Source organism: Formosa sp. F44 (assembly GCF_056238645.1).
In genome coordinates this window covers 39,013-64,190 of sequence record NZ_JBWDLJ010000002.1, presented here as the reverse complement: position 1 = coordinate 64,190, position 25,178 = coordinate 39,013, and the positions used below count along the sequence as shown (strand labels likewise).

Genomic DNA, 25,178 nt, shown 5'->3' with positions numbered 1-25,178 from the left:
AATGAGTAATAAAATTAACACAAGTATGTCATTGGCTAATCCCGATGCTTTAAATATAACGAACAAGCAAAAAATAGCACTTGCCATTGGTGTTATTGGTTTATTTATAATGGTCTTAGCACTTCTTAATACCGACTTTCCAAATAAAGCTTTGTTTCTTACACTTTCATTAGTCGCTATATTTGGAGGGGTAATAATGTATTCTAGAGAAGCTTATCTTAATAAGTTAGAAGGGATAAAAAACGATGGTGTTTGGTTTAAATCTATTTCGTCTCGTGGTATTTTAGGATGGATACTCGGTGTGGTTTTAACATCGTTTTACATTGTTTTGTATTTCTTTCCAAAGTATTTAGGATTAGGAACAGACGGCGAAGCAAACACAGGTTTAATAGCGCTTTTCGATCCTTTAAGTCAGTTGTTAAGCGGTAGAGATGCCAGCCAATGGTTTGTTTATGGGGTGCTTTATACAGTCGCTATATTAGCGTTTGGATATAAGTTCTTATTAAAATACAGACATAACCGTTATCAGCAATTACGTACAGGGTCGGTTATGTTTTTTCAATTGGGTTTTGCCTTTTTGATACCGGAATTTATGTACGTTATGAATAACGATTTACCATATTACGATCTTAAAAGTATATGGCCACTTAACTACTATATTTTTGACGAATGGTCTGTAAACGGATTTCTTTCAGCAGGAAATATAGGGGTAGCATTATTAATATTTGGGCTATTATCCATTTTTGTAATTACGCCTATTTTAACCTACAAATACGGTAAACGTTGGTATTGTTCTTGGGTTTGTGGTTGTGGTGGTTTAGCCGAAACTGCAGGTGATTCGTTCAGACAATTATCATCTAAAAAAATGTATGCTTGGAAGATAGAGCGTTGGTTAATTCATACGGTTTTAGTCTTTTCGGTAGTGATGACGGTAGCCATGGTGTATTCATATTTAGGCTACGATAAAAACGATTTCTGGTTAACAAGAGATGTGTTTATCTCGTTAGTCATTGGGTTATTAACAGTGGTTTTTGTTGGTGTCATGTACTTTAAAAGACAAGAATTTGGTAAAGATGCCAAAATGGGAGCTATTGGTTATGCCGTAGTTATCGCGTTATTGTTAATCATGCACTTTACGGGAACAACAGAAAATTTATTTTTTATAAAAGCAGGTACTTTAAGAGCGGCTTATGGTTTATACATTGGTTCTATTTTCTCTGGAGTTATTGGGACAGGATTTTATCCTATTTTAGGAAACCGTTCTTGGTGTCGTTTTGGTTGTCCGATGGCTGCTATTTTAGGATTTCAACAGCGTTTATTTTCTAAGTTTAGAATTACAACCAACGGCGGACAATGTATTTCTTGTGGAAACTGTTCTACCTATTGCGAAATGGGGATAGACGTTAGAGCCTATGCGCAAAAAGGTGAAAATATTGTAAGATCTAGTTGTGTGGGTTGTGGTATATGTTCTGCAGTTTGCCCAAGAGGTGTTTTAAAATTAGAAAACGATTCTATGGAAGGTCGTATCAATCCGAATGAAATCTTATTAGGAAACGATGTCGATTTAATGGATTTATTAAATAAGAAATAAAGATCTTAGTTTAAGGTCATATTTAAATACTCGGGGTTTTAATTGACATTCAATTAAAACCCCGAGTATGTTGTTTATAGAGTTTACGTGCTTTAAGATTCTTTATCTTTTTTAGTCACGGGTTCTTTTTCAATTTTAATAAAATAATGAAACGGATTATGCAGGAAATCTTTAAATATATTAAAGACTACTTTAGGAAGCAATCTAAAATTTACTCCTCTCGATTTTAAAGCGAGGTATAAGGTGATTGAAAAACTAACAATAAAATTCACTAACCCAATTAGTAATGCTCCAATTACGGCTAGTAGAATAGTGTGATGACTAAAATCGTAATTCATAATCGAATAACCCAAGTTTGCCGAGCTAAAGGCAACGTGTCTAATATCGATATCAAAAGGTAAAACATGACTTAATAAAAATGTAGAACCCAGAAAAAATCCAAGACTAATATTCCCAAACATGGTTCCCCATTTTTTATCTACAAATGTCGCTAATTTCTCACTTTTTAGTAAAAAACGATTGTTTCGAATACGATGAGGTATTTTTGAAGCAATTACTTTATTATCTACAAAACCAGAAACTAACCCCGAAAACGCTAAGAAAAAACCAGCAATTGCAGCGAAGAAAACCAGTTGAAAACTTGGTACAATTTTATGAATAAGGTATACAGGTTTTACAATCTTAGCCATATCTGCAGTGCTAAATATTTGAATAAGGAGCATGAATATACAGGCCGAAAATATGGCCATTAAAAAGTTTCCCATAACCGAAATAAATTGGCTTCGAAACACTTTTCTTACTATAATGGTAATACTTTTAATCGAATCATATTTTAAAGTACCTTCCTTATCAATGTTTTTAGCCAGTGTCGTAGCCGTCATAGCGGGTTGTTTTGTCGCAATAATTCCTCCCAATTGATTGACAATAATAAAGCACAGGGCATAATTTATACTAAATAGTATAGCATTGCTAACCTCCGATAAATCATAAGTATATAAAAGAAGTTTGAAAAGAGCGAATAAGGCAATTATGCCTCCTCCAAATAAAGAGCGGTAGAAGAATTTCCAATATTCTTTAGTCGTTTCAGCAATATACTTTTCACCTTTGTTAGAAGTGTGTTCTACAATTTCTATAGCAACCAAATCAGAATGTCTACTCAGGTAGCGTCTAACACTATCCTTATGTTTAGAATACACAATAAAGTCGGCCAAGATGTTCTCCCAATGTTGTTTTGAGGAAATATGTATTTTTAAATGAAGTAATTCCTTTATTCTAATGGTGTATTCTAGAATCCGCCTAGTAACTAGGGTTAGGTGAAAACTTGTTCCTATTTTACTTTTGTTTTTTCTTAAATCAATTATAAGAAGCTCTATGGCTTCTAAAGAATTAAAAAGTTGTAATGTCTCCTCTTCATCGAATTCAGATAAGTCGTTTACTTTTTTTAGTAACAACTCGAAAGGTTTAGAGTTTAATTCGATGGAATTATATTTAGCTTTAATATCGCTATCTAAACCAAAGGCAATAACCTTAGCGCATAATGCTTTTATACTTAGGTCTAATTGCTGGGAAATGTTGCCTTCTGATATCGTACTTAAATCTATTAGAGATAATACGTGTTGTACAGGGTTTTCTCTGTTCAGTAAAAAATATTCTATGGTACCTTCGTCAGGAATATTGGGTAATATTTTTCTGTAAAGACGATTTACTATCCCAGAACTAAACCCGTACTCTTCCATTATTGAATACTTGGTAAAAAATGAATAAAAATTTAAAGACTCTGATTTCATAGGTTGGCGCGCTTTTCTAAAAAAATATCATTTGCAATCTGTACTCCGGAATATTAACAATAAACGACTTAAATAAAACATAGAGAGTTAAAAGATGTTAACTTTTTTAGATTAGAGAAAAGTTTATATGTAAGCACTTTTAGAGCGATTTTAATAATCTAAAATAATGAATTTATTTAGAGGTCGCAAGTTCTATTTCTAGCGGGCCAATGGTTTTAAATCAAATCAAACTGCGACTTAGGTATGTGGTTTTATAGTGTTAAAATAGAGGTGTTAATCCCGGTGAATCTTGTTGAAAAGAGCTAATTTAGAACGAAAACATAATATTAAGTCGGAGTTAAAATACGAAAATATCTTCATAGATTTATGGCATGAAATTATTAAAAAATACAAGCTTACTTTTTTTTGTTTGTACAATGTTACTAATACCTAGCTTTAATCTTGTTTACAGTCAGAATAAGCAAATTAAAGATAGTTTGTCTTACTTTATAGAAACAGTCGCTAATCCAAAAAATATAACGAATTTAAGTCGTGCCTATTTATACTTTGAAAAGCTTAAATATGAAAGCTTAAAAAAGCAAGACACTAATAATGTGTTATTTAGTTTGCAACATTTATCCAAGGTACAATATAGTTTAGGTGATTATTTTGGAAGCGAAAATTCGGTGGTCGAAGGTTTAAGTGTTTTAGCGGTATGCGACGGCGATACGTATTTAAACTTTAAATTAAGTTTTCTTAATAAGCTAGGTAAGATATCTGCTAAGCGGTTGGATTACGATACAGCCATCCAGTATTACAATCAGGCTATAGCCATAGCGAAAGATCAGGAACACCTCAATATTATTCATAATAATAAGGCTTTAATTTATGTAAAGCAGGAAAAATATGAGTTAGCAGAACAGGAGTTTAAAGATGTATATGAAAATAGTTTGGGGCTCGACAATGATTTCGAAACCAACAAGGCTTTAAATAATTTAGGTTTTGTACAATCTAAATTAAACAAACCAGAAGGCTTAACAAACATGCTAAAAGCCTTGGAATTAAAAAAAGCTATAAATCATTCTACAGGTTTGTATTGGAGTTATTCCAATCTTTCTGAATATTACAGGGACCAGAACGATATAAAACAAGCCAAGTTTTATGCCGATAAAAGTTACGAGTTAGCAAAACAAATTAATAGTCCGGCGTTAATAAAACAGGCTTTAGCGAAACTAATCGCTATTAATGGAGATGAATATGCTCAGGTATATTTGGCGATTTCAGATAGTTTATCTGTGATTCAACAATTACAGGAAAATAAGTATTCTAAAATTAAATACGACTACTCGAGAAATGAACAATTAGCGAATGTTACAGAAATTGAAAAAGAACGACAAAAACGATGGAAGCTCACCTATTTATCTATAGGAATTTTCTTGGCTTTTATGTCGGGGGTTGCTATTGTTTTTCAGAAACTAAAATACCGAAGGGAAAAAATCCAACAGGTTTACATTACCGAAAAACGTATTTCGAAAAAAATTCACGATGAGGTTGCGAACGATGTACATCGCGTAATTAACAAATTACAGTTTCAGTCGCATATTAGTGAAGACATAATGGACGATTTAGACCATATTTATACGCAAACACGAGATATTTCTAAAGAAAATAGCCATTTAGATGTAGAACATAATTTTGAAGAATTGTTAAACGACTTATTGTTGAGCTATAAAACTTCCGAAGTAAATATAATTACTAAAACAGCTCCAGAAATTAATTGGAATAAAATAGAAGCTTATAAAAAAGTAACTATTTTCCGGTTAATACAAGAGCTTTTAGTAAATATGAAAAAACACAGTAACGCTTCAATAGTAGTACTTAAATTTAGTAAAAGTAGAAGAAAAATTGTGGTGGCTTATTCGGATAATGGCAATGGTTGTGAAATAAAAAAGGGTTCTGGCGTTCAAAATATGGAAACCCGTATAAAATCTACAAATGGAACCATTACTTTTGAATCAGAACCGGATAAAGGTTTTAAAGCTAAAATAACCATATAGATATGTTTAAAAAAGTTTTAATAGCAGACGATTACGATGTGGTAAATGAAGGTGTGCTTAGTATGCTTAATGATATAGGCGTTACTAATGTAAAAAGCGAGCAGTATTGCGATATGGCATTGCTTAAGATTAAAACAGCGAATCACGAAAATGATCCTTTCGATTTATTAATAACAGATTTGTCCTTTAAAACAGACTTTAAGGATGCTCGCTTAAAATCTGGAGACGAACTTGTTCATGCCATAAGAGAAGAAGGTTTCGATATTCCTATTATTGTGTATTCTACCGAAGATCGTCTGCAACGTGTAAGAACATTGGTAAATAAATACAATATTAATGCGTATGTCTGTAAAGGACGTAGAAGTATTTTTGAATTGAGGCAAGCGATTTCAGTAATTGAGAACAATAAATTATTTCTGTCTCCCGCAGTAGAAAATGCTCTAAATCCGCAGACGTCTTTAGAAATGGACGACTACGATATTAACCTTATTAAATATTTATCTGAGGGCTTATCGTACAACGATATTACTATTAAATTGGAAAAACAGAATATTAAACCAAGAAGTTTAAGTTCTATCGAAAAGCGTTTAAATAAATTAAAACTAGATTTTAAAGCAAATAATGTGATTCACCTTGTAGCTATCGCTAAAGACTTAGGTCTTATTTAAGGATTTCTAACTTCATAGATTTTTGACTTAAAAACACTCTGTATGGGGTGTTTTTTTTGTTTATAATTTAATTAATAATAAGTAAATAATCTTGTGCTTTTATGAGTTATTATTAGATTATATTTGCCCAAGTTGTAAGCAGGGTGTTGAAACTCAGCTTATTCATTTTTAAATGTGTTTTATTATGAAAATATTTCAGTGTAGTCATTGCGATTTTCCCGTGTTTTTCGAGAATACAACTTGCGAAAGTTGTGGGTCTGCTTTAGGGTATTTAGATTTTGAAAATGAAATTTTGGCCAACAATACTAATCAGTTAAAGTGGGATATTAACGGCGAGAGTTATACATACTGTAAAAATAAAAATTTACATGCATGCAACTGGTTGGTTCCAGTAAACGACGATAATGGTTTTTGTAATTCTTGCGAGTTAAATAGAACTATACCAGATTTAGATATTCCTGAATATTACGAACGCTGGCAAATTATGGAAATTGCCAAGCATAGACTTATTTATGCTTTACAACGTTTACAGCTTCCAATAGTTAGTCAGTTTGAAAATCCGCAATCCGGATTATTTTTCGATTTTTTATCCAAGGAAGATGCAAATATCGATGGTAAAAAGGTAATGACGGGGCATGCCAATGGTGTTATTACTATTTTGTTAGCAGAAGCAGATACTGTGAGTAGGGAACAAACTCGAATTTCTCTAAATGAAAAATACCGCACCTTAATTGGGCATTTTAGGCATGAAGTTGGACATTATTATTGGGATAGAATATTCCGGTCTAACGATGTTTTTTTAAAGGAATATAGAGCCCTTTTTGGAGACGAAAGTCAGGATTACGGGGAATCTTTAAAAGTACATTATAAGAATGGTGCGCCGGAAAATTGGAAAGAAAATTTTATAAGTACTTACGCATCATCTCATCCATGGGAAGACTGGGCCGAAACTTGGGCGCATTATTTACATATTTTAGATGCTATGGAAACGGCTTTTTATTTTGGTTTAGAAGGGGTTCCAAACCTTCGGAATTCTCACCATATGCGTATTAATGCCATTTACCCTTATAAAGATAATATCTCCTTTAAGGCTATATTAGACGAAACATCATCTTTATTTTATGCGGTGAATAGTATAAACAGATCTATGGGGATAACCGATGTCTATCCATTTGTGATTTCAGATAAAGTAAAAGAGAAATTAGAATTTATCCATCAGATTTTACAGCGTTATAAGGAAGCCAACAAGGAAAATTAATTTATTCTACAAGAAATTTTCGTTTCGTAAAGAATGGTTGGCTGTTCGAAGTTGAAAGTATTAAAGAGTGTGTATCTAAACTGTGTATAATTTGTATACATAAAATGTTAAACTGTGTATTTTTTACACACAGGTTTTTTGTCAAAAAATGCTAAAACCCTTGTATGTAGTGGGTTTGTTGTAATGGCATATGTATTGCTAATCTATAAGTGTCTACCGATTTACATATTGGTAACATTTAAAAAGATAGATAACTTTAGTAGCACATATATTATGGAAACAGCAACACTAACCTCATCTCAAGTAGAATATTCACAAACTGGGTATAGTAGTTTGTCACTTATAAATAGATTATTTTTTAGTAATGAATCATTTGTTAAAAGAAACACCAAACACTTAAGTGCAATGGTTTTTACGAGCATTTGTTTATTTATGATCGGAACTGCATTTGGCATCTTTGCTTTTTATCAAGAATTCAACGATATTTTATTAAACCCACTTTATAACCCTATAGCTTATGGTGCTTTTTTCGTTTTAAACGGTTGGTTGTTATTTAGTGCTGTAGTATATCTATACAAGTTAAATCTATATTTAAAAAATAAGTCATCAGAATTTGCTACTGAAGAAAACGAAAATATAGTAATTAATAAGGTTGCTGTATCAGAAGTTGCTGGATCTGTTATTGAAACTGAGCATGCTTTAAGTAACTCAATAAAAACATTTATAGAGAAGTTCAATGCTTCTATAACGCAAGCTATTCTAACTACTAAAAGCGTTATTTTTACACGTATTTCTGTAGCACATAATAATGGTAAAGCCCTTTTGGATCAGGTAGAATCCTATTTTATTAATTTAGATAAGGAACTAAAACAAGGATTAGATATTCGTGCATTTAACGACTTACATTTTAAATGAATGTCAATGTATAAGAACGCTTATTAATCCTGATATTTTAAGGTAAGCCACTAAAGTATTACTTAAAGAAAAATTAGTCGATAAATAAATACATTAAAACCTTCAAGAGTTTATATTCTTGAAGGTTTTTTTTGTTTAAATAGTTCCAATTTTTTCAGGGTGTAATTAGAAAATTACTTAAACCTTTAAGTAGATTAAAAAGCGGATTTTTAATGGCGAATAATACGGGTGTAAAAGGCTTATATTGTTGATGTTTTTGCCATATTTTAGCATAGAAAAGTATACAAGCGTTTACAGTTTTAAAAAACCTAATGTGTAGATATTATTCAATATTTTGAGATATAATTCCTAAATTCATATTTAATTGAAGGTATTCTTATCGTTTTTGTTGAATTTAAAAAAAGAACAAAGATGTTGACAATAAAAGAATCTTCATTTTTATAGTTACTCAATAAAACATATTTTTCTTTAGAAATGTATCATTTAGGAATAGATTTAGGTAGTTCGTCAGTTAAAGTCGCTTTAGTTGATGCTGACAGCGGAAAAAAAATAATATCACTTCACGAACCTCCAAACGAGATGGAGATTATTGCGGTTAATCCAGATTGGGCAGAGCAAGATCCAAATATGTGGTGGACGCATGTGTGTAATGCGATAAAACGTGTTATAAAAGAATCGGATGTTAACGTTTCGCAGATAAAAAACATAGGGATTTCTTACCAGATGCACGGTTTAGTTATCGTAGATGAATCTGGACACCCGTTACGAAATTCAATAATTTGGTGCGATAGCCGGGCTGTTAATATTGGGAGGAAAGCATTAGAAGATTTAGGTGAAACCTTCTGTGGCGAACATATGCTAAATGCTCCAGGAAATTTTACGGCTTCTAAATTAAAATGGGTTATAGATAATGAACCTGAAACATACAAAAGCACTTATAAATTTATGTTGCCAGGCGATTTTATCGCATATAAACTTACCGGGAAAATGGCGACCACTAAAAACGGATTGTCCGAAGGTATTTTATGGGATTATAAAGCAGACGAGGTTGCTACTGGCTTATTAGATTATTATGGGATTGATAAAAATTTAGTCCCAGAAATTGTAGAGAATTTTACCAACCAAGGGAGTGTAAACGAACAAGCATCTAAGGACACCGGTTTGCCATTGGGAGCTCAGGTTACTTACCGTTCTGGAGACCAGCCAAACAATGCATTGTCACTTAATATTTTTAATCCGGGGGAAGTTGCGGCTACAGGTGGTACTTCGGGCGTTGTGTATGCGGTTTCCAATAATTTAAAACCTCAAGAGATTTCAAAAGTAAATCATTTTGCACATGTTAATTACACTAAAGAAGAACCTATTATAGGAACACTTCTAAATATAAATGGCGCAGGGATTCAGTACCGTTGGTTGCGAAATAATTGTGGAAACGATTCTTACGAAACCATGAATACCAAAGCTTCAGAAGTAGAAGTTGGTTCTAATGGTGTAGTTATTATACCATTTGGAAACGGAGCAGAGCGCATGTTAGAAAATAAAAATGTAGGCACGCATATTTTAAACCTCAATCTAAATTCGCACGGTAATGCGCATTTGTATCGCGCATCTTTAGAAGGTATCGGTTTTTCGTTTGTTTATGGCGTTGAAATTCTGAAAAAAGATATAGGTAATATTAAAGTTATTCGTGCTGGTAATGATAATTTATTCCGTTCAGAAATCTTTGCAAACACTGTAGCTACACTAATTAATCATGACATCGAAATTTACAATACTACGGGAGCTGTAGGAGCGGCTAGAGCGGCAGGTTTAACAGATGGGAACTTCGATAAATTTGGTGAAAATATTACCAATAACGATCATGTGATGACGTGTACCCCTTTGGAAAATAAGGCACCGTATGAAACCGCATACGAAAGTTGGAAAAATGAATTAGAAATGATATTAAAACACAAATAAATTATGGCAACATTAGGAAATAAGGAGTATTACAAAGGCATCGGAGATATAAAATTTGAAGGAAAAGAATCCGACAATCCGTTAGCATTTAAATATTATAATCCGGAACAAGTTGTAGCAGGAAAAACAATGCGCGAGCATTTTAGATTCGCCATTTCGTATTGGCATACGTTCTGCGGAACAGGAGGCGATCCGTTTGGACCAGGAACTTTAAATTTTCCTTGGGACGAACCATCAGATGCCATTGAAGCTGCAAAAGCAAAAGCAGATGCCGCTTTTGAATTTATTACTAAAATGGGTTTCGATTATTACTGTTTTCACGACGTAGATTTAGTGAGAGAAGGATCTTCTTTTGGAGAGTTAGAAAGTAGGTTAGCAACAATTACCGAGTATTTAAAAGAAAAACAAAAAGCTTCAGGTGTAAAATTACTTTGGGGAACTGCCAACTGTTTTTCTAATCCGCGTTATATGAATGGTGCATCAACCAATCCAGATTTTAATGTATTAGCAAGAGCTGGTGGTCAGATTAAATTGGCTATGGATGCAACTATTGCTTTAGATGGAGAAAATTATGTGTTCTGGGGTGGTCGTGAAGGTTATATGAGCTTATTAAACACAGATATGGGGCGTGAATTAGACCATATGGGACAGTTTTTAGGTATGGCTAGGGATTATGCAAGAGCACAAGGTTTTAAGGGGAACTTCTTTATCGAGCCTAAACCAATGGAGCCAATGAAGCATCAATACGATTTTGACTCTGCTACAGCTATTGGGTTCTTAAAAGAATATGGTCTAGATAAAGATTTTAAAATTAATATCGAAGTCAATCACGCAACTTTAGCACAACACACATTCCAACATGAAATTGCTACCGCAGCAAAAGCGGGTATGTTAGGAAGTTTAGATGCAAACCGTGGAGATTACCAAAACGGTTGGGATACAGATCAGTTTCCAAATAATATTCAAGAGACTACAGAGGCCATGTTAGTGTTTTTAAAAGCAGGTGGTTTACAAGGTGGAGGTGTGAATTTCGATGCTAAAATTAGAAGAAATTCAACAGATATGGAAGATGTATTCCATGCGCATATTGGTGGAGCAGATACGTTTGCAAGAGCTTTATTAACTGCAGATAGAATTATTACATCTTCGGCTTACGATACATTAAGAACAGAACGGTACAGTAGTTTCGATTCAGGAAAAGGAAAAGATTTTGAAAACGGAAAATTAAACTTTCAAGATTTATATAAAATCGCTCAAGAGAATGGCGAATTAGAATTACAAAGTGGAAAGCAGGAATTATTCGAGAATATAATCAACCAATATATTTAATAAACATCCTTAAAGGTGTTATAAAGCTGTATCGTATTCAATATAAAGGATACGATGCAGTTTTTGTTATTCCATTTTTATAGTAAAACAAATTAACTAAACCACATAAACATGTCAACTTCACACAATGCAGCCTTTTTATGGCGCTTAACCTTGGTCGCGACCTTGGGAGGATTACTCTTTGGTTACGATACAGCAGTAATTTCTGGTACCGTTAGCTCATTAGATGAATTTTTCGTGCTCCCCTTCGGGTTGTCCGAAATGGCTTCTAATGCACGGCTAGGATTTTTGGTCTCAAGTGCTTTAATAGGATGTATTATTGGTGGGATTACAGGTGGTTTTATTAGTCGGAAATTGGGACGAAAAAACGGACTAATATTAGCCGGGATTTTATTTTTATTATCTGCAATAGGATCTTCTGCTCCAGAGTTGTTTCTAAAGTCTATAGGTGAAGGCGATCACACATTTATTTACTTCTTTATAGTATACAGAATAATTGGTGGTATTGGAGTTGGATTAGCGTCTATGTTATCTCCGCTCTATATCGCAGAAATCGCACCTGCAAAAAATAGAGGTAGATTAGTTTCTATGAATCAGTTTGCTATTGTTTTCGGAATGTTAATTGTATATTTTGTTAATTATTATATTTCTAGTTTAGGAAACGATAATTGGCTTAATACTATAGGATGGCGTTGGATGTTTGCTTCTGAAATAATACCTGCTAGTCTATTCTTGTTCTTTTTAATGTTTGTTCCAGACACACCAAGATCTTTAGTGTTAAAATCTAAGCCAGAAAAAGCTTTAGATGTCTTAACAAAAGTGAATGGTGCTACGGAAGCTAAGATTATTCTTTCTGAGATTAAAAATACAGTAACAGCTAATTCGGGGAAGCTCTTTTCTTATGGAGTGCCTGTAATTATATTCGGAATACTGCTATCTGTTTTTCAACAATTTGTTGGGATAAATGTAGTGCTCTATTATGCTCCCGAAATTTTTAAAAGTATGGGCTCTGGTACAGATACCGCTTTAATGCAAACGATAATTGTAGGGGCTATAAATTTATTATTTACCGTTCTAGCAATGCAAACTGTCGATAAATTTGGAAGAAAACCATTAATGATTATTGGTGCTTTGGCTATGGCTGTAGCGATGTTTGCCTTGGGGACATCATTCTTTAGTCATTCACTAGGTCTGTTTTCTCTAATTTGTATGTTGGTATATGTCGCGGGTTTTGCGATGAGCTGGGGGCCTGTAACCTGGGTGCTTCTATCTGAGATTTTCCCTAATAACATTCGTGGAAAAGCTTTAGCTGTTGCCGTAGCGTGCCAATGGGTTGCCAATTATTTAGTATCTTGGACGTTCCCGATGATGGATAAGAATAGTTACTTAATCGAACAGTTTAATCACGGATTTGCTTATTGGATTTACGGACTAATGGGCGTTCTTGCCGCATTCTTTGTTTGGAAATTTATTCCTGAAACCAAAGGAAAAACATTAGAAGAAATGAATGATTTATGGACTAAAAAATAAAACAATAATAGATGCCTAAAATCTAATACTGATAATCGTATTGGATGGTAAAACTTTTAATGGCCAGTACATAAATTTATTGCAAGGTAAAATTTAGGTACTGGCTATTTTATTACCAAAGGTTTTGTGCTATTGCGTTCTATAAGTGTTGTTTTTATTGTTCTTGTTTCGAAAACGGGATCAATATCCTGAGGTTGTTCTATTTTTGAAATCAGTATTTCTGTAGCGGTCTTTCCCATAAATACACTATGCTGATTGATACAAGTAATGGAAGGTTTTGTGTATTTAAAAAAGTCGCTACTTGTAAAGCTAATTATAGAAATATCGTCGGGGATAGTATACCCGCGATCTTGAGCAATTACCATCGCTTCCACAGCTGAAAACTCTTCTAATCCAATAATAGCATCTACATCCTGATAATCTAACATGGTTTTTATTTCGGTCTCGAAGTCGTATTCGGGCTTTATAAGCGTTATTATTTTTTTATTAACCGGTAGTTTGTAATCTTCTAGGGCCTTTAAATATCCGTTAATTCTTAATTTAATAATTCCCACATTTTTTAAGGTAGAAACCACCGAAATATGTTTACATCCTGTTTTTATTAGGTGTTCCGTAGCTTTATAGGCACAGTTAAAATCGTCTACAATAACTTTATCGGTAATCACGGAATCTGAAATACGATCGAACATAACTATGGGGCCAGCATTTTCAATAAATTCTTCCAAATGTTTAAAATGCTGTTTAGATTCGGTTTCTTCACTTAATGAAATGAGTAAGCCATCTATTAAACCATTTTCTAACATGTTTAAGGAAGCAATTTCTTTATCTAATTTTCCATGAGATACGATGGTAATTACATTATAACCTTTTTCGTTTGCGATCTGTTCTATGCCACTAAACGTTTTTACAAAAAACGGATTTAAAATTGAAGGCATAATAACACCTATAGTTTTAGTTTTTTTGTTTAATAAGCTTAAGGCTATGCGATTGGGTCTATAATTGTGTTGAAGCGCATACTCTTGAATTTTTTGTTTTGTCGAAATACTAATTTCATGACTGTCTTTTAACGCTTTAGAAACGGTGGCAATAGATACATTAAAGGCTAGTGCTATTTGTTTTAATGTGATGCGTTGTTTCATAAAATGTTTAAGCTTTTAAAATCTAAATAATGTTGATGCGCTGTTCTTGTAAAAGTATTAAAATAGCTTACAAATTAAAACCAGTAAATTTTTTAAATAACTTTGGTATGGGGATTCATTTATCAAAACCATTGTATTGGAAATAGTTAATCCGAGTAATTAAATAAAAGTTAATATTATTGGTAATTACTAAGAATCATAAAAATACGCTAAAATAGTAGTGGTAATAGTTGTTTAAGTAAAGTATTTTATCTTAAATTTGTGGCGTTAAGAGAGATTGAATTAATAGCAGATTTTAATTTTTTAATTAACAATTTTGGACACATAGTGAGCCAATAATTCATAGTGATGCAAGATAAAACTAAATTTTTTTTAATCCTTTTTATATTGGTAGGGGTAATGTGTTTTGCCCAAAACCCACCTGCACCACGAGCTTTTAATGATGCTCCTCCTCCTCCTGCATTTCCTGTAGACGGTGGTTTAGTCATTTTAATCGCTGCCGGAGCATATTATGGTGTCAAAAAATCTTTGAAGCACTAAGATTACTTTATATCAAACTCCAATAAGCGTTTTACATATTTCCCGAGTACATCAAATTCTAAGTTTACAGTATCCCCGATTTTAAAATACTTAAAGTTGGTATGTTCGAAAGTGTAGGGTATTATTGCGACACTAAATTGATCGCGTTTAGAATTAACCACTGTTAAGCTTGTCCCATTTACAGTAATAGAGCCTTTTTCTATCGTAATATTATTCAAATCCTTGTTGTATTCAAAAGTAAATAACCAACTTCCAGAAGTTTCTTTAATATCTATACATGTTGCAGTTTGGTCGACATGACCTTGTACAATATGTCCATCTAAGCGATCTCCAAGGAGCATAGCGCGTTCTAAGTTTACTAAATCGTCTGTTTTAAGAGATCCTAAGTTTGTTTTGTTTAAGGTTTCTTGTATAGCCGTTACAGTATATGTGTTTTCGCTTATGCTTACAACAGTTAGGCATACACCATTGTGAGCCACACTTTGATCTATTTTTAATTCAGAAGCTAATTCACATTCTATGGTTACATGTAGATTACCTTGATCTGATTTAAGATTAGCAACACGACCTAAATTTTCTATTATTCCTGTAAACATATTAATTCAATTATTTGGTTAAATTTGTATCTGTAAAATTACGAACAAAATAGTTATCAAGTTTAATGAAGAAAGAAGAAAATATAATAGTTGGAATTTCAATTGGAGACTTGAATGGGATTGGTGGTGAAATTGTATTGAAGACTTTTGAAGACCCAAGAATACTAGAATTTTGTACGCCGGTGATTTTCGCTTCAGTTAAAGTGATGTCTTTTTTTAAGAATCATTTTAAAATGGATATGAATTTTAATGGCATTAACCATATTAACCAGATGGTTATAGGTAAGGTTAATGTTTTAAATTGTTGGAAAGAGAATGTGTCTATAAATTTCGGGAAAGAAGATCTTAAAATAGGCGAATATGCTATTAAATCTCTTGAATCTGCAACTGCGGCGCTAAAAGAAGGCACTATAGATCTTTTAGTAACCGCACCTATTAACAAACACAATATTCAGTCGGATAAATTTAAGTTTCCTGGACATACAGATTATCTAGCGCAAGAGTTAGAGGGAGAGAGCTTAATGTTTATGATTACTGACACTTTAAAAGTAGGCTTGTTAACCGATCATGTTCCAGTTAGTGAAATTGCAAACCATATTACTCCTGAATTAATTGAGAAGAAAATAAGTACCGTATATAAATCACTTCAACGAGATTTTCAGATTTCTAAACCAAAAATTGCTGTTTTAGGCATCAATCCGCATACAGGGGATAATGGTGTGATTGGTAATGAAGATGATACCATTTTACGTCCTACTTTGGCTAAAATTAAAGAGAGTGGTAAATTGGTTTATGGTCCATATGCAGCAGACAGCTTCTTTGGCTCGAATAATTATAAGAATTTTGACGCTATAATTGCCTCGTATCACGATCAAGGATTAATTCCGTTTAAAACTTTATCGTTTGGAGAGGGTGTAAATTATACTGCGGGCTTAAATAAAGTACGTACATCTCCAGATCATGGTACAGCATTCGAAATCGCAGGGAAAGGTATTGCAAACGTAAGCTCGTTTAAAGAAGCGTTATTCTCAGGAATACAGATTTATAAGCACCGTTTGGAGTATGATAAGCTTGTGAAAAGAGTGTAAAATATTAAATAAAAAAGATATAAACAAAAAAATGTTTATAAGTAAGCTTGTGTAAAATAAAAATTCATATATTTGCAGGCTCAAATTAGATATGGAAATGAAGCTGTTGAAAGAATTTACAATCCAATTCGTTGGATTAAAATTAGGCAAACATCAATTCGAATATCAAATTGGACAAGAGTTCTTTGCACATTTTGGGTATGAAGATTTTAATGATGCTGATATTCAGGTACATGTTCTTTTCGAAAAGAAGAATACGTTATTGGAATTGCATTTTGAAATCTCGGGAATTGTAAATGTCTATTGTGATGTCACAAACGAACCTTACGATCAACCTATTCAAAATGAATTTGATTTGGTAGTGAATTTTGGTGATGAGTATAATGACGAAGAAATTGATTTACTAATTATTCCTCACGGGGAATATGAATTAAATATACAACAGTATATTTATGAGTTAATAGTATTAGCAATTCCTACGAAACGTGTTCACCCTGGAGTTGAAGATGGCACGTTACAATCAGAAATACTCGATAAACTAGAAGAATTGAGTCCTAAAATTAAGGAAGAAAAAAAAGACCAAGAGGAGTCAGACCCTCGATGGAATACATTAAAGAAACTATTAACGGATAATAAATAAATAGAAAATGGCACATCCTAAAAGAAAAATCTCGAAAACAAGAAGAGATAAGAGAAGAACACATTACAAAGCAACTGCGCCACAGATTGCTACATGTCCAACGACAGGAGAAGCTCATTTATATCACAGAGCACACTGGCACGAAGGTAAATTATATTACAGAGGTCAAGTTTTAATCGACAACTCAGAGGTAGAAGAAAATTTAGCATAAGTATTATGCAAGCATATAAAAAAACGCTCCATTGTGAGCGTTTTTTTTGTCATATAGTTTTCTATAAGTCAAAAACAACTTAATTTGCATTCAATTAAACCAAAAAATTAAGTAATTTGGCCGTAAAATTGATGTTTCAGGTCTAATTATCTAAGTTTTGGTTCAATAATTTATACGCTATGAGTAAAATAACAGCGGCTATTACAGCTGTAGGAGGATATGTGCCCGAACATGTTTTAACAAATAAGATGTTAGAGTCTATGGTTGAAACTAATGATGAATGGATTACATCGAGAACTGGAATTAAAGAACGTCGTATTTTAAAGGAAGAAGGGCAAGGAACTTCTTTTCTAGCTATAAAGGCTGCTCAGGATTTAATTAATAAGTCGGGAGTAGACCCTACACAAATCGATTTAGTAATTGTTGCTACTGCAACACCAGATATGAAAGCTGCTGCAACTGCATCTTTTACAGCAACAGCGATTGGAGCGGTAAATGCGTTTGCATACGATTTAGAAGCTGCGTGTTCTAGTTTCTTATTCGGAATGTCTACAGCATCTAGTTACATCGAGTCTGGACGTTATAAAAAAGTATTACTTATTGGAGCAGATAAAAACTCTTCAATGATTAATTATAAAGACCGAGCAACATGTATTATTTTTGGTGATGGAGCCGGTGCAGTGTTATTCGAACCTAATGAAGAAGGTTTAGGATTACACGACGAATATTTAAGAAGCGATGGTGCTGGTAGAGATTTTCTACAAGCTACCTATGGCGGATCATCTTACCCTGTAACTCCCGAAGCGGTAGCCGAAGGAAAGCACTTTGTGTTTCAGGATGGGAAAACGGTATTTAAAAATGCAGTGTCTAATATGGCAGATGTTGCTGAAAAAATATTAGAACGTAATAATTTATCTAAAGACGATATTTCTTGGCTTGTAGCCCACCAAGCAAACAAGCGTATTATAGATGCAACAGCTAAACGAATAGATTTAGACTCAGAAAAAGTAATGATTAATATAGAAAAGTACGGTAATACGACTTCTGCTACATTACCATTATTACTTTTTGATTATGAAAAACAACTTAAAAAAGGCGATAAATTAGTTTTTGCTGCTTTTGGAGGTGGTTTTACATGGGGATCTATTTACTTAACCTGGGCATACAATTCTTAATTGACTAATAATAACTTATTTTAAAATCTAATTTATTATGGATTTAAAAGACATTCAAAATTTAATCAAATTCGTTGCTAAATCTGGTGCAAGCGAGGTTAAATTAGAAACCGATGATGTAAAGATTACCATCAAAACTGGTGGTGACGATAAAGGTGAAACTACAACTTATGTACAACAAATACCTGTAGGAACTCCAGTTGCTCAGGCTCCTGTTGCACCACAAACTGTAGCAACCACTCAAGCAGCACCTGCCGAGGCAGAAGCGAATTCAAAATATATAACTATTAAATCTCCAATTATCGGGACTTTATATAGAAAACCCTCTCCAGACAAACCACTGTTTGTAGAAGTTGGTCAAACTATAGCCGAAGGTGATGTACTTTGTATTATTGAAGCGATGAAACTTTTTAACGAAATCGAATCAGAAGTATCTGGTAAAATTGTTAAAATACTTGTAGATGATGCGTCTCCAGTAGAATTCGATCAACCATTATTCTTGGTAGATCCATCATAACAAATTTTAAAATTCCAAAACAAATCCCAATTGACTTGGAATTTGGAATTTGAGATTTTTAAATTGTATACGTTATGTTTAAAAAAATACTAATAGCCAATAGAGGGGAAATAGCACTACGTGTTATTAGAACCTGTAAAGAAATGGGAATTAAAACGGTTGCAGTTTATTCTACAGCCGATGCAGAAAGTTTGCATGTAAAATTTGCAGATGAGGCCGTATGTATAGGTCCTGCCGCAAGTAGTGAGTCCTATTTAAAAATGTCTAATATCATTGCTGCTGCAGAAATAACAAATGCAGATGCTATTCACCCAGGATATGGGTTTCTTTCAGAAAACGCAAAATTTTCTAAAATATGTGAGGAACACGATATCAAGTTCATTGGGGCTTCTGCCGATATGATCTCTAAAATGGGAGATAAAGCCACAGCAAAGGAAACTATGAAAGCTGCCGGAGTACCATGTGTGCCTGGTAGTGATGGTATTATTTCAGATTTCGAAATGTGTCAAAAAGTAGCCTTAGAAACCGGATATCCAGTGATGCTTAAAGCAACTGCTGGTGGTGGAGGAAAAGGTATGCGTGCCATTTGGAAAGAAGAAGACCTAAAAGAAGGTTGGGATTCTGCCCGCCAAGAAGCTAAAGCAGCCTTTGGAAACGATGGTATGTACATGGAGAAACTTATTGAAGAACCAAGACATATCGAAATCCAAATTGTAGGAGATTCTACAGGTAAAGCATGCCATTTATCAGAACGCGATTGCTCTATTCAGCGTCGTCACCAAAAGCTAACAGAAGAAGTGCCTTCGCCATTTATGACGAAGAAACTGCGTGATGCTATGGGGGCAGCTGCTGTTCGTGCCGCAGAATATATAAAGTACGAAGGGGTGGGAACTATCGAATTTTTGGTAGATAAGCACCGTAATTTTTACTTTATGGAAATGAATACGCGTATTCAGGTAGAACACCCTATTACAGAGCAAGTAATAGACTTCGATTTAGTTCGTGAGCAAATTCTTGTTGCTGCCGGTGTGCCAATTTTAGGTAAAAACTATACTCCAAACATGCATTCTATAGAGTGTCGTATTAACGCAGAAGATCCATATCACGGATTCCGTCCGTCTCCAGGTCGGATAAATACATTACATGCCCCAGGAGGTCATGGTGTGCGTTTAGATACACATGTTTATGCAGGTTATAGCATTCCGCCAAATTACGATTCAATGATTGCAAAGTTAATTACTACGGCGCAAACTCGTGAAGAAGCCATAAGTAAAATGAAACGTGCGTTAGACGAATTCGTAATAGAGGGTGTTAATACCACGATTCCATTCCACAGACAATTAATGGATCATCCAGATTATGTCGCTGGAAATTATACTACTAAATTCATGGAAGATTTCGTAATGGAAAAACCTCCAAAAGAAGATTAAAATATACAAACTCCGGAATTTATTTCGGAGTTTTTTTATGGTGTTACTTTTGCAGAAAAAAGCAAAAGTCAGGCTATCCGCTATATCTTTTATTTTATAGAAAATAAAAGGATGCCACTTCTATCCTTAACACAACATTGGTTTATATAACTTTCGTGAAGTCATTACTAATGTTCGTTTAATGCAAGCTATAAATTAATTAAGATTTCATTTTAACTGCATCATTTAGGTAGGTAAACACGTATTATTTATAGTATTTTGCGTGTTTTTAGTTGATGTAAATAAGGCATTTACTTTAATTAGGTGCTATTCTTTCCGTTGGACTAATTTTTATGTAGTTAAACTAATATTCTTTTATTAATACAGGTACACCATTTATATTTGCGTCACCATAACATAAGTAGGTTAAGTTCATGGTAGATTTGGGGCAAAAAGGTGAACTTAACAGTTCGCCTTTTTCATTTTAAAATAGTTTCCAAAAAAAAATCGGACTATATAAAAATATAGCCCGACTGTAATATAGTATTTAAAACGTCTTATTATTTTGCTTCAGCATAACGACGTTCTACTTCGTTCCAGTTAATTACATTAAAAAATGCATCAATGTATTCTGGTCTTTTGTTTTGGTAATTTAAGTAGTATGCATGTTCCCAAACGTCTAATCCTAAAATAGGAGTTCCGTCGCACTCAACACCTGGCATTAATGGGTTATCTTGATTTGGAGTAGAACAAACAGAAACTTTTCCGCCTTTGTTTACACATAACCAAGCCCAACCTGAACCAAATTGTGTTGCTGCTGCATTACTAAATGCTTCTTTAAAAGCATCTACAGATCCAAATGCTTCTTCGATAGCTGTTTTTAATTCACCTGATAAACGCCCTTTACCTTCTGGGTTCATTATTTCCCAAAATAAAGAGTGGTTGTAAAAACCTCCACCATTATTTCTAACAGCTCCATTGCTCATGTCTAAACCTGTAAGGATATCTTCAATAGATTTTCCTTCTAAGTCAGTTCCTTCAATAGCGCCATTTAATTTTGTAGTATATCCTTGGTGGTGTTTAGTATGGTGTATTTCCATTGTACGTGCATCGATGTGTGGTTCTAACGCATCGTAAGCATATTGTAATTTCGGTAATTCGAAAGCCATAATATTTGTGTTTTTTATGATTAAAAATTTTATCTCTTTCAAATTTAAGTATAATACACGTCAATTAAAAATAATATATAGCTATCTAATCATCGATAGTTTTTATCTTGTATTCAAATTATTTAATAAGCATGGAGAGTAACACTACTTTTTCTATTTACGATGCTTCTGCAGGGAGCGGAAAAACATTCACCTTAGTAAAAGCCTATTTAACAATCTTGTTTAAATCGAAAAGCCATTTTCAGTTTAAAAATATTTTGGCTATAACGTTTACTAATAAAGCAGTATTCGAAATGAAAGAGCGTATTATTAAAACGCTTAAAGAATTTTCGGACGAGGCTGTTTTGGAGCAAGATAACGATATGTTTAGTTTGTTGTGTAAAGAGCTAAACATGGAGCCGGAAGCTTTACATAGCAAATCGAAAATGTTACTTCATACCATTATACATAATTACGCCGCTTTCGAGATTTCGACAATCGACGGATTTACACATAGAATTATTAGGACCTTTGCTCACGATTTAAAACTTCCTTTAAACTTTGAAGTCGATTTAGATTCTGAAAGTTTATTAAATAAAGCGGTTGATCGCTTAATAGCAAAAGCGGGAACCGATAAAGAAATTACCAATGTTTTGGTACAGTTTGCTATAGAAAAGGCAGACGATGATAAAAGTTGGAATATTGCATTAGATCTTTATAAAATAGCAAAACTACTTATTTACGAAAATGATATTCCATATTTAGAAACGTTAAAAGATAGAACATTGTCTGACTTTAGTACGTTTAAAAAGCAACTTTATAACGATTTAAACACATTAGAAGCTAGCATTACTGAAGCCGCCAAACATATATTAAACACATTCGAAAGTAATAATTTAACCGTAAAAGACTTTTCAAGAGGAACATTGTTTAATCATTTTGTAAATGCCTCAGAATTTAAAATACACGGACTTTATAAAAATCAACTAGAAGCGAATATAAAAGAAGGTAAAGTCTATACAAAGGCACTCGATCCTTCAAAAAAGGAGATTATAGATGGGCTTTTGCCTGTAATAGAGTCGACCTATTTAAAAATTAAAGAAGCCGTTTATTTATTTAAATTCAGAAAAACAATTTCTAAAAATTTAACCCAACTTTCGGTTTTAAACGCGATAAATCAAGAATTGACAGCGCTTAAAGATGAAGAAAATAAAATGCTGATTTCAGAATTTAATACTTTAATTAGTAAAGAAATCGCGGCGCAACCAACTCCTTTTATATACGAACGGTTGGGCGAAAAATTCAATCATTACTTTATAGACGAGTTTCAGGATACATCGACCATGCAATGGAATAACTTAATTCCATTGGTGTCAGAAGCGATAGATACTCACGATGTCGAGAAAGAACCGGGCTCTTTAATGATTGTTGGAGATGCTAAACAAGCCATTTACAGATGGCGTGGCGGAAAAGCAGAACAATTTATAGAGTTATCCGACTTAGATTCTAGCCATAATCCATTTAATACACCAAAAAACATAAAGTCTTTAGATACTAATTTTAGAAGCTTTAAAGAGGTAATTCATTTTAATAATTCATTTTTCGATTATGTCTCGGGAGCAACGTTTAGTAATGAAGTGTATGGAAACTTATACAAAAGAGCGAGTCAGAATCAGAAAAACGTAAATGAGGGATATGTAAATATTTCGTTCTTAGATTTAAAAGATGAGGATCGCAATGCACTATATCCCGAACAGGTTTATAAAACGGTTGAAGATTGTTTGGCAAACGGATTTCAACTAAAAGATATTTGCATTTTAGTAAGAAAAACAAAAGACGCTGTGGTTACGGCAGATTATTTAAGTCAGCAGGGTATTCCTATCATTTCTTCAGAATTGTTACTGATTAAACAAGCACCCGAAGTCATGTTTATTACGCATCTGTCAACGCTTTTATTTCAACCGAAAAACGCCGAAATTAAGGCTGAAATCCTATATTTCTTAGCTGATAAATTTAATATTGAAGATAAACATGCCTTCTTTGCAAAATTCATTCTGCTAGATAATGTCGCGTTATTTGAAAGTTTTAAGCAATTCGGAATTCATACAAATGCAAGCGCTTTAATACAACTACCATTGTTTGATATGTTTGAAACTATGGTTAGAGAATTTAATTTAGTAGCGCATTCTAACGCTTATATTCAGTATTATTTAGATGTCGTTTTAGAATATACACAAAAGAAAGGTTCTGATATTTTTGGATTTTTAGAGTATTTTGAAACTAAAATCGATAAGTTAAGTATCGTTTCTCCTGAAGGGCAGGATGCTGTTCAGATCATGACGATTCATAAATCGAAAGGATTGGAATTTCCAGTCGTTATTTTTCCTTTTGCCGATTTAGATATATATAAGGAGATAGATCCTAAAGAGTGGTTTCCTTTAAATGCCGAAGAATTTAATGGTTTTTCGTGGACTTTATTAGATTATAATAAAGCTAATTTTGAAGAGTTTGGGGAAGAAGGTCTTGCTATTAGCAAAAAACATCAATCCGAACTAGAGCTGGATAGTCTTAACCTATTATATGTTGCGTTAACCCGACCAGTCGAACAGCTTCATATTATTGGAAGTTTGGCCTTAGATGCCAAAAAGAATGTCAATATTAAAAATTATAGTGGTTTGTTTATAGACTACTTAATGCAGAATCAGCTATGGCAAGAACATACTTTTAATTATCATTTTGGAAACCCGAAACGTCTGGCCAAACCTAAAGTCGATGCGATGGCCGAAGATAAAGAAGGACAGGTAACCTTAGAGTTTATTTCTACAGCCAAAAAAGATCATAATATTAAAATAGTGGCAAGTAGCGGTTACTTGTGGGATACCAAACAGCAAGAAGCGATTGAAAAAGGAAATCTAGTCCATAATTTAATGGCGAATATAAAGACCAAATTAGATGTTGAAGGCGTGTTAAAAGATGCCGAACAATCGGGTTTGATTTCATTAGATCAATTAGAAGGGTTGCAAGAGCGTATTTTACAAATTATAGATCATTCGGAATTGGAGTCTTATTTTACTTCAGACCATACTATTTATACCGAACGGGATATTATCAAGGCCGATGGTACTATTTTAAGACCTGACCGTCTTGTAATCACTTCAAATAAACAAGTTTCTATTATAGATTATAAAACGGGAACAGCGTTAGATAAGCATAAACAGCAATTAATGTTGTATCAGGAAGGGATAGAGGCTATGGGTTTTCAGGTTGTCGCTAAAATTTTAGTCTATATTAATGAGGATATACAAGTCAAATACGCATAAAAATGTACTTTTCTGTAGGATGGAAAACGCTTAAAAAAAGAGACTGTACCGCGTGAATTTTAATTTTTTAATTACACAAATTTTTTAACTAATATTTTTAACTCTTTAACATTAGATCTTGTCTCAAAACGTGTCTAAAAGACGGTAAAAATGAGGTGTTTAAGCTGATAAATTTTTTTATTCGCGCCTTAATTTTGAATAAAAAATAAAACTAAAAATTGCGCCATCCCTTATAGATAAAGACTTGGGCGTATTTATGGCGGTTTTAAATAAGTAAGGCTCTATTTTAAAACGCTTCTAAACTCTTTAAGTTTCACATAAG

General features: G+C 33.3%; 21 protein-coding genes. 16 read left to right on the top strand and 5 right to left on the bottom strand.

Annotated features, from left to right (window positions below):
- The first annotated feature begins 1 nt into the window (after position 1).
- Positions 2-1,591: a 4Fe-4S binding protein gene (locus tag AC0UBM_RS05290; protein ID WP_475687949.1), complete on the top strand. Its 1,590-nt coding sequence runs from the start codon at positions 2-4 to the stop codon at positions 1,589-1,591.
- Positions 1,592-1,683: 92 nt separating this feature from the next.
- Here the strand turns inward: AC0UBM_RS05290 and AC0UBM_RS05285 are convergent, their stop codons facing one another.
- The gene (locus AC0UBM_RS05285) at positions 1,684-3,378 is read right to left on the bottom strand and encodes a hypothetical protein (protein WP_475687948.1); all 1,695 of its coding nucleotides are present in this window, start codon (positions 3,376-3,378) and stop codon (positions 1,684-1,686) included.
- Between the two features lie 371 nt (positions 3,379-3,749).
- Between AC0UBM_RS05285 and AC0UBM_RS05280 the strand changes: the two genes are divergently transcribed.
- The 7 genes from AC0UBM_RS05280 to xylE all read left to right on the top strand — a co-directional run bounded on the left by AC0UBM_RS05280 (position 3,750) and on the right by xylE (position 13,073).
- On the top strand, positions 3,750-5,414 hold the full coding sequence (locus tag AC0UBM_RS05280; RefSeq protein WP_475687947.1) for a tetratricopeptide repeat-containing sensor histidine kinase: 1,665 nt from the start codon (positions 3,750-3,752) through the stop codon (positions 5,412-5,414).
- Positions 5,415-5,416: 2 nt separating this feature from the next.
- Positions 5,417-6,082 carry a response regulator transcription factor gene (locus tag AC0UBM_RS05275; protein WP_414035941.1) on the top strand — a complete coding sequence of 222 codons (666 nt, stop codon included), beginning with the start codon at positions 5,417-5,419 and terminating at the stop codon, positions 6,080-6,082.
- A gap of 184 nt (positions 6,083-6,266) precedes the next feature.
- The gene (locus AC0UBM_RS05270) at positions 6,267-7,340 is read left to right on the top strand and encodes a zinc-binding metallopeptidase family protein (RefSeq protein WP_475687946.1); all 1,074 of its coding nucleotides are present in this window, start codon (positions 6,267-6,269) and stop codon (positions 7,338-7,340) included.
- Between the two features lie 273 nt (positions 7,341-7,613).
- The gene (locus tag AC0UBM_RS05265; protein WP_475687945.1) at positions 7,614-8,255 is read left to right on the top strand and encodes a hypothetical protein; all 642 of its coding nucleotides are present in this window, start codon (positions 7,614-7,616) and stop codon (positions 8,253-8,255) included.
- Positions 8,256-8,729: 474 nt separating this feature from the next.
- On the top strand, positions 8,730-10,214 hold the full coding sequence (locus tag AC0UBM_RS05260) for a xylulokinase (RefSeq protein WP_475687944.1): 1,485 nt from the start codon (positions 8,730-8,732) through the stop codon (positions 10,212-10,214).
- Between the two features lie 3 nt (positions 10,215-10,217).
- Positions 10,218-11,543, top strand: a complete 1,326-nt coding sequence (xylA, locus tag AC0UBM_RS05255; protein ID WP_475687943.1) for a xylose isomerase — start codon at positions 10,218-10,220, stop codon at positions 11,541-11,543.
- A 111-nt stretch (positions 11,544-11,654) separates the two neighbouring features.
- Complete coding sequence (gene xylE / locus AC0UBM_RS05250) at positions 11,655-13,073, top strand: D-xylose transporter XylE (RefSeq protein WP_475687942.1); 1,419 nt, start codon at positions 11,655-11,657, stop codon at positions 13,071-13,073.
- A gap of 104 nt (positions 13,074-13,177) precedes the next feature.
- Here the strand turns inward: xylE and AC0UBM_RS05245 are convergent, their stop codons facing one another.
- Positions 13,178-14,212 carry a LacI family DNA-binding transcriptional regulator gene (locus AC0UBM_RS05245; RefSeq protein ID WP_475687941.1) on the bottom strand — a complete coding sequence of 345 codons (1,035 nt, stop codon included), beginning with the start codon at positions 14,210-14,212 and terminating at the stop codon, positions 13,178-13,180.
- A 248-nt stretch (positions 14,213-14,460) separates the two neighbouring features.
- Entirely contained in the window at positions 14,461-14,700 is a 240-nt protein-coding gene (locus AC0UBM_RS05240; RefSeq protein ID WP_475688520.1) for a hypothetical protein, read from the bottom strand.
- Between AC0UBM_RS05240 and AC0UBM_RS05235 the strand changes: the two genes are divergently transcribed.
- On the top strand, positions 14,699-14,752 hold the full coding sequence (locus AC0UBM_RS05235; protein WP_475688506.1) for a hypothetical protein: 54 nt from the start codon (positions 14,699-14,701) through the stop codon (positions 14,750-14,752). The two genes, AC0UBM_RS05240 and AC0UBM_RS05235, sit on opposite strands and share 2 nt — an antisense overlap.
- A 2-nt stretch (positions 14,753-14,754) precedes the next feature.
- Here the strand turns inward: AC0UBM_RS05235 and AC0UBM_RS05230 are convergent, their stop codons facing one another.
- Complete coding sequence (locus AC0UBM_RS05230) at positions 14,755-15,348, bottom strand: riboflavin synthase (protein ID WP_475687940.1); 594 nt, start codon at positions 15,346-15,348, stop codon at positions 14,755-14,757.
- Positions 15,349-15,413: 65 nt separating this feature from the next.
- Between AC0UBM_RS05230 and pdxA the strand changes: the two genes are divergently transcribed.
- The 6 genes from pdxA to accC all read left to right on the top strand — a co-directional run bounded on the left by pdxA (position 15,414) and on the right by accC (position 20,409).
- Positions 15,414-16,436, top strand: coding sequence for a 4-hydroxythreonine-4-phosphate dehydrogenase PdxA (gene pdxA / locus AC0UBM_RS05225; RefSeq protein WP_475687939.1), 1,023 nt, complete (start codon positions 15,414-15,416; stop codon positions 16,434-16,436).
- A gap of 97 nt (positions 16,437-16,533) precedes the next feature.
- A complete protein-coding gene (locus tag AC0UBM_RS05220; RefSeq protein ID WP_414035951.1) occupies positions 16,534-17,076 on the top strand; it encodes a YceD family protein in 543 nt (180 codons plus the stop codon).
- Between the two features lie 7 nt (positions 17,077-17,083).
- Entirely contained in the window at positions 17,084-17,287 is a 204-nt protein-coding gene (gene rpmF / locus AC0UBM_RS05215; protein ID WP_007647175.1) for a 50S ribosomal protein L32, read from the top strand.
- Between the two features lie 179 nt (positions 17,288-17,466).
- Positions 17,467-18,462 carry a beta-ketoacyl-ACP synthase III gene (locus AC0UBM_RS05210; protein WP_414035952.1) on the top strand — a complete coding sequence of 332 codons (996 nt, stop codon included), beginning with the start codon at positions 17,467-17,469 and terminating at the stop codon, positions 18,460-18,462.
- Between the two features lie 37 nt (positions 18,463-18,499).
- Complete coding sequence (gene accB, locus AC0UBM_RS05205) at positions 18,500-18,979, top strand: acetyl-CoA carboxylase biotin carboxyl carrier protein (protein ID WP_414035953.1); 480 nt, start codon at positions 18,500-18,502, stop codon at positions 18,977-18,979.
- A gap of 74 nt (positions 18,980-19,053) precedes the next feature.
- A complete protein-coding gene (gene accC / locus AC0UBM_RS05200; RefSeq protein ID WP_414035954.1) occupies positions 19,054-20,409 on the top strand; it encodes an acetyl-CoA carboxylase biotin carboxylase subunit in 1,356 nt (451 codons plus the stop codon).
- Positions 20,410-20,948: 539 nt separating this feature from the next.
- Here the strand turns inward: accC and AC0UBM_RS05195 are convergent.
- Positions 20,949-21,557, bottom strand: a complete 609-nt coding sequence (locus AC0UBM_RS05195; protein WP_414035955.1) for a superoxide dismutase — start codon at positions 21,555-21,557, stop codon at positions 20,949-20,951.
- A gap of 131 nt (positions 21,558-21,688) precedes the next feature.
- On the opposite strand from AC0UBM_RS05195, the gene AC0UBM_RS05190 reads away from it, so the two are divergent.
- Positions 21,689-24,856, top strand: a complete 3,168-nt coding sequence (locus AC0UBM_RS05190) for a UvrD-helicase domain-containing protein (protein WP_475687938.1) — start codon at positions 21,689-21,691, stop codon at positions 24,854-24,856.
- Positions 24,857-25,178: the final 322 nt, after the last annotated feature.

What these genes read in the sequence shown, in the direction of transcription:
- AC0UBM_RS05290 (WP_475687949.1), top strand. Translation starts at nt 2, where the DNA reads ATGAGTAATAAAATTAACACAAGTATGTCATTGGCTAATCCCGATGCT.
- AC0UBM_RS05285 (WP_475687948.1), bottom strand. Translation starts at nt 3,378, where the DNA reads ATGAAATCAGAGTCTTTAAATTTTTATTCATTTTTTACCAAGTATTCA.
- AC0UBM_RS05280 (WP_475687947.1), top strand. Translation starts at nt 3,750, where the DNA reads ATGAAATTATTAAAAAATACAAGCTTACTTTTTTTTGTTTGTACAATG.
- AC0UBM_RS05275 (WP_414035941.1), top strand. Translation starts at nt 5,417, where the DNA reads ATGTTTAAAAAAGTTTTAATAGCAGACGATTACGATGTGGTAAATGAA.
- AC0UBM_RS05270 (WP_475687946.1), top strand. Translation starts at nt 6,267, where the DNA reads ATGAAAATATTTCAGTGTAGTCATTGCGATTTTCCCGTGTTTTTCGAG.
- AC0UBM_RS05265 (WP_475687945.1), top strand. Translation starts at nt 7,614, where the DNA reads ATGGAAACAGCAACACTAACCTCATCTCAAGTAGAATATTCACAAACT.
- AC0UBM_RS05260 (WP_475687944.1), top strand. Translation starts at nt 8,730, where the DNA reads ATGTATCATTTAGGAATAGATTTAGGTAGTTCGTCAGTTAAAGTCGCT.
- xylA (WP_475687943.1), top strand. Translation starts at nt 10,218, where the DNA reads ATGGCAACATTAGGAAATAAGGAGTATTACAAAGGCATCGGAGATATA.
- xylE (WP_475687942.1), top strand. Translation starts at nt 11,655, where the DNA reads ATGTCAACTTCACACAATGCAGCCTTTTTATGGCGCTTAACCTTGGTC.
- AC0UBM_RS05245 (WP_475687941.1), bottom strand. Translation starts at nt 14,212, where the DNA reads ATGAAACAACGCATCACATTAAAACAAATAGCACTAGCCTTTAATGTA.
- AC0UBM_RS05240 (WP_475688520.1), bottom strand. Translation starts at nt 14,700, where the DNA reads ATGACTAAACCACCGTCTACAGGAAATGCAGGAGGAGGAGGAGCATCA.
- AC0UBM_RS05230 (WP_475687940.1), bottom strand. Translation starts at nt 15,348, where the DNA reads ATGTTTACAGGAATAATAGAAAATTTAGGTCGTGTTGCTAATCTTAAA.
- pdxA (WP_475687939.1), top strand. Translation starts at nt 15,414, where the DNA reads ATGAAGAAAGAAGAAAATATAATAGTTGGAATTTCAATTGGAGACTTG.
- AC0UBM_RS05220 (WP_414035951.1), top strand. Translation starts at nt 16,534, where the DNA reads ATGAAGCTGTTGAAAGAATTTACAATCCAATTCGTTGGATTAAAATTA.
- rpmF (WP_007647175.1), top strand. Translation starts at nt 17,084, where the DNA reads ATGGCACATCCTAAAAGAAAAATCTCGAAAACAAGAAGAGATAAGAGA.
- AC0UBM_RS05210 (WP_414035952.1), top strand. Translation starts at nt 17,467, where the DNA reads ATGAGTAAAATAACAGCGGCTATTACAGCTGTAGGAGGATATGTGCCC.
- accB (WP_414035953.1), top strand. Translation starts at nt 18,500, where the DNA reads ATGGATTTAAAAGACATTCAAAATTTAATCAAATTCGTTGCTAAATCT.
- accC (WP_414035954.1), top strand. Translation starts at nt 19,054, where the DNA reads ATGTTTAAAAAAATACTAATAGCCAATAGAGGGGAAATAGCACTACGT.
- AC0UBM_RS05195 (WP_414035955.1), bottom strand. Translation starts at nt 21,557, where the DNA reads ATGGCTTTCGAATTACCGAAATTACAATATGCTTACGATGCGTTAGAA.
- AC0UBM_RS05190 (WP_475687938.1), top strand. Translation starts at nt 21,689, where the DNA reads ATGGAGAGTAACACTACTTTTTCTATTTACGATGCTTCTGCAGGGAGC.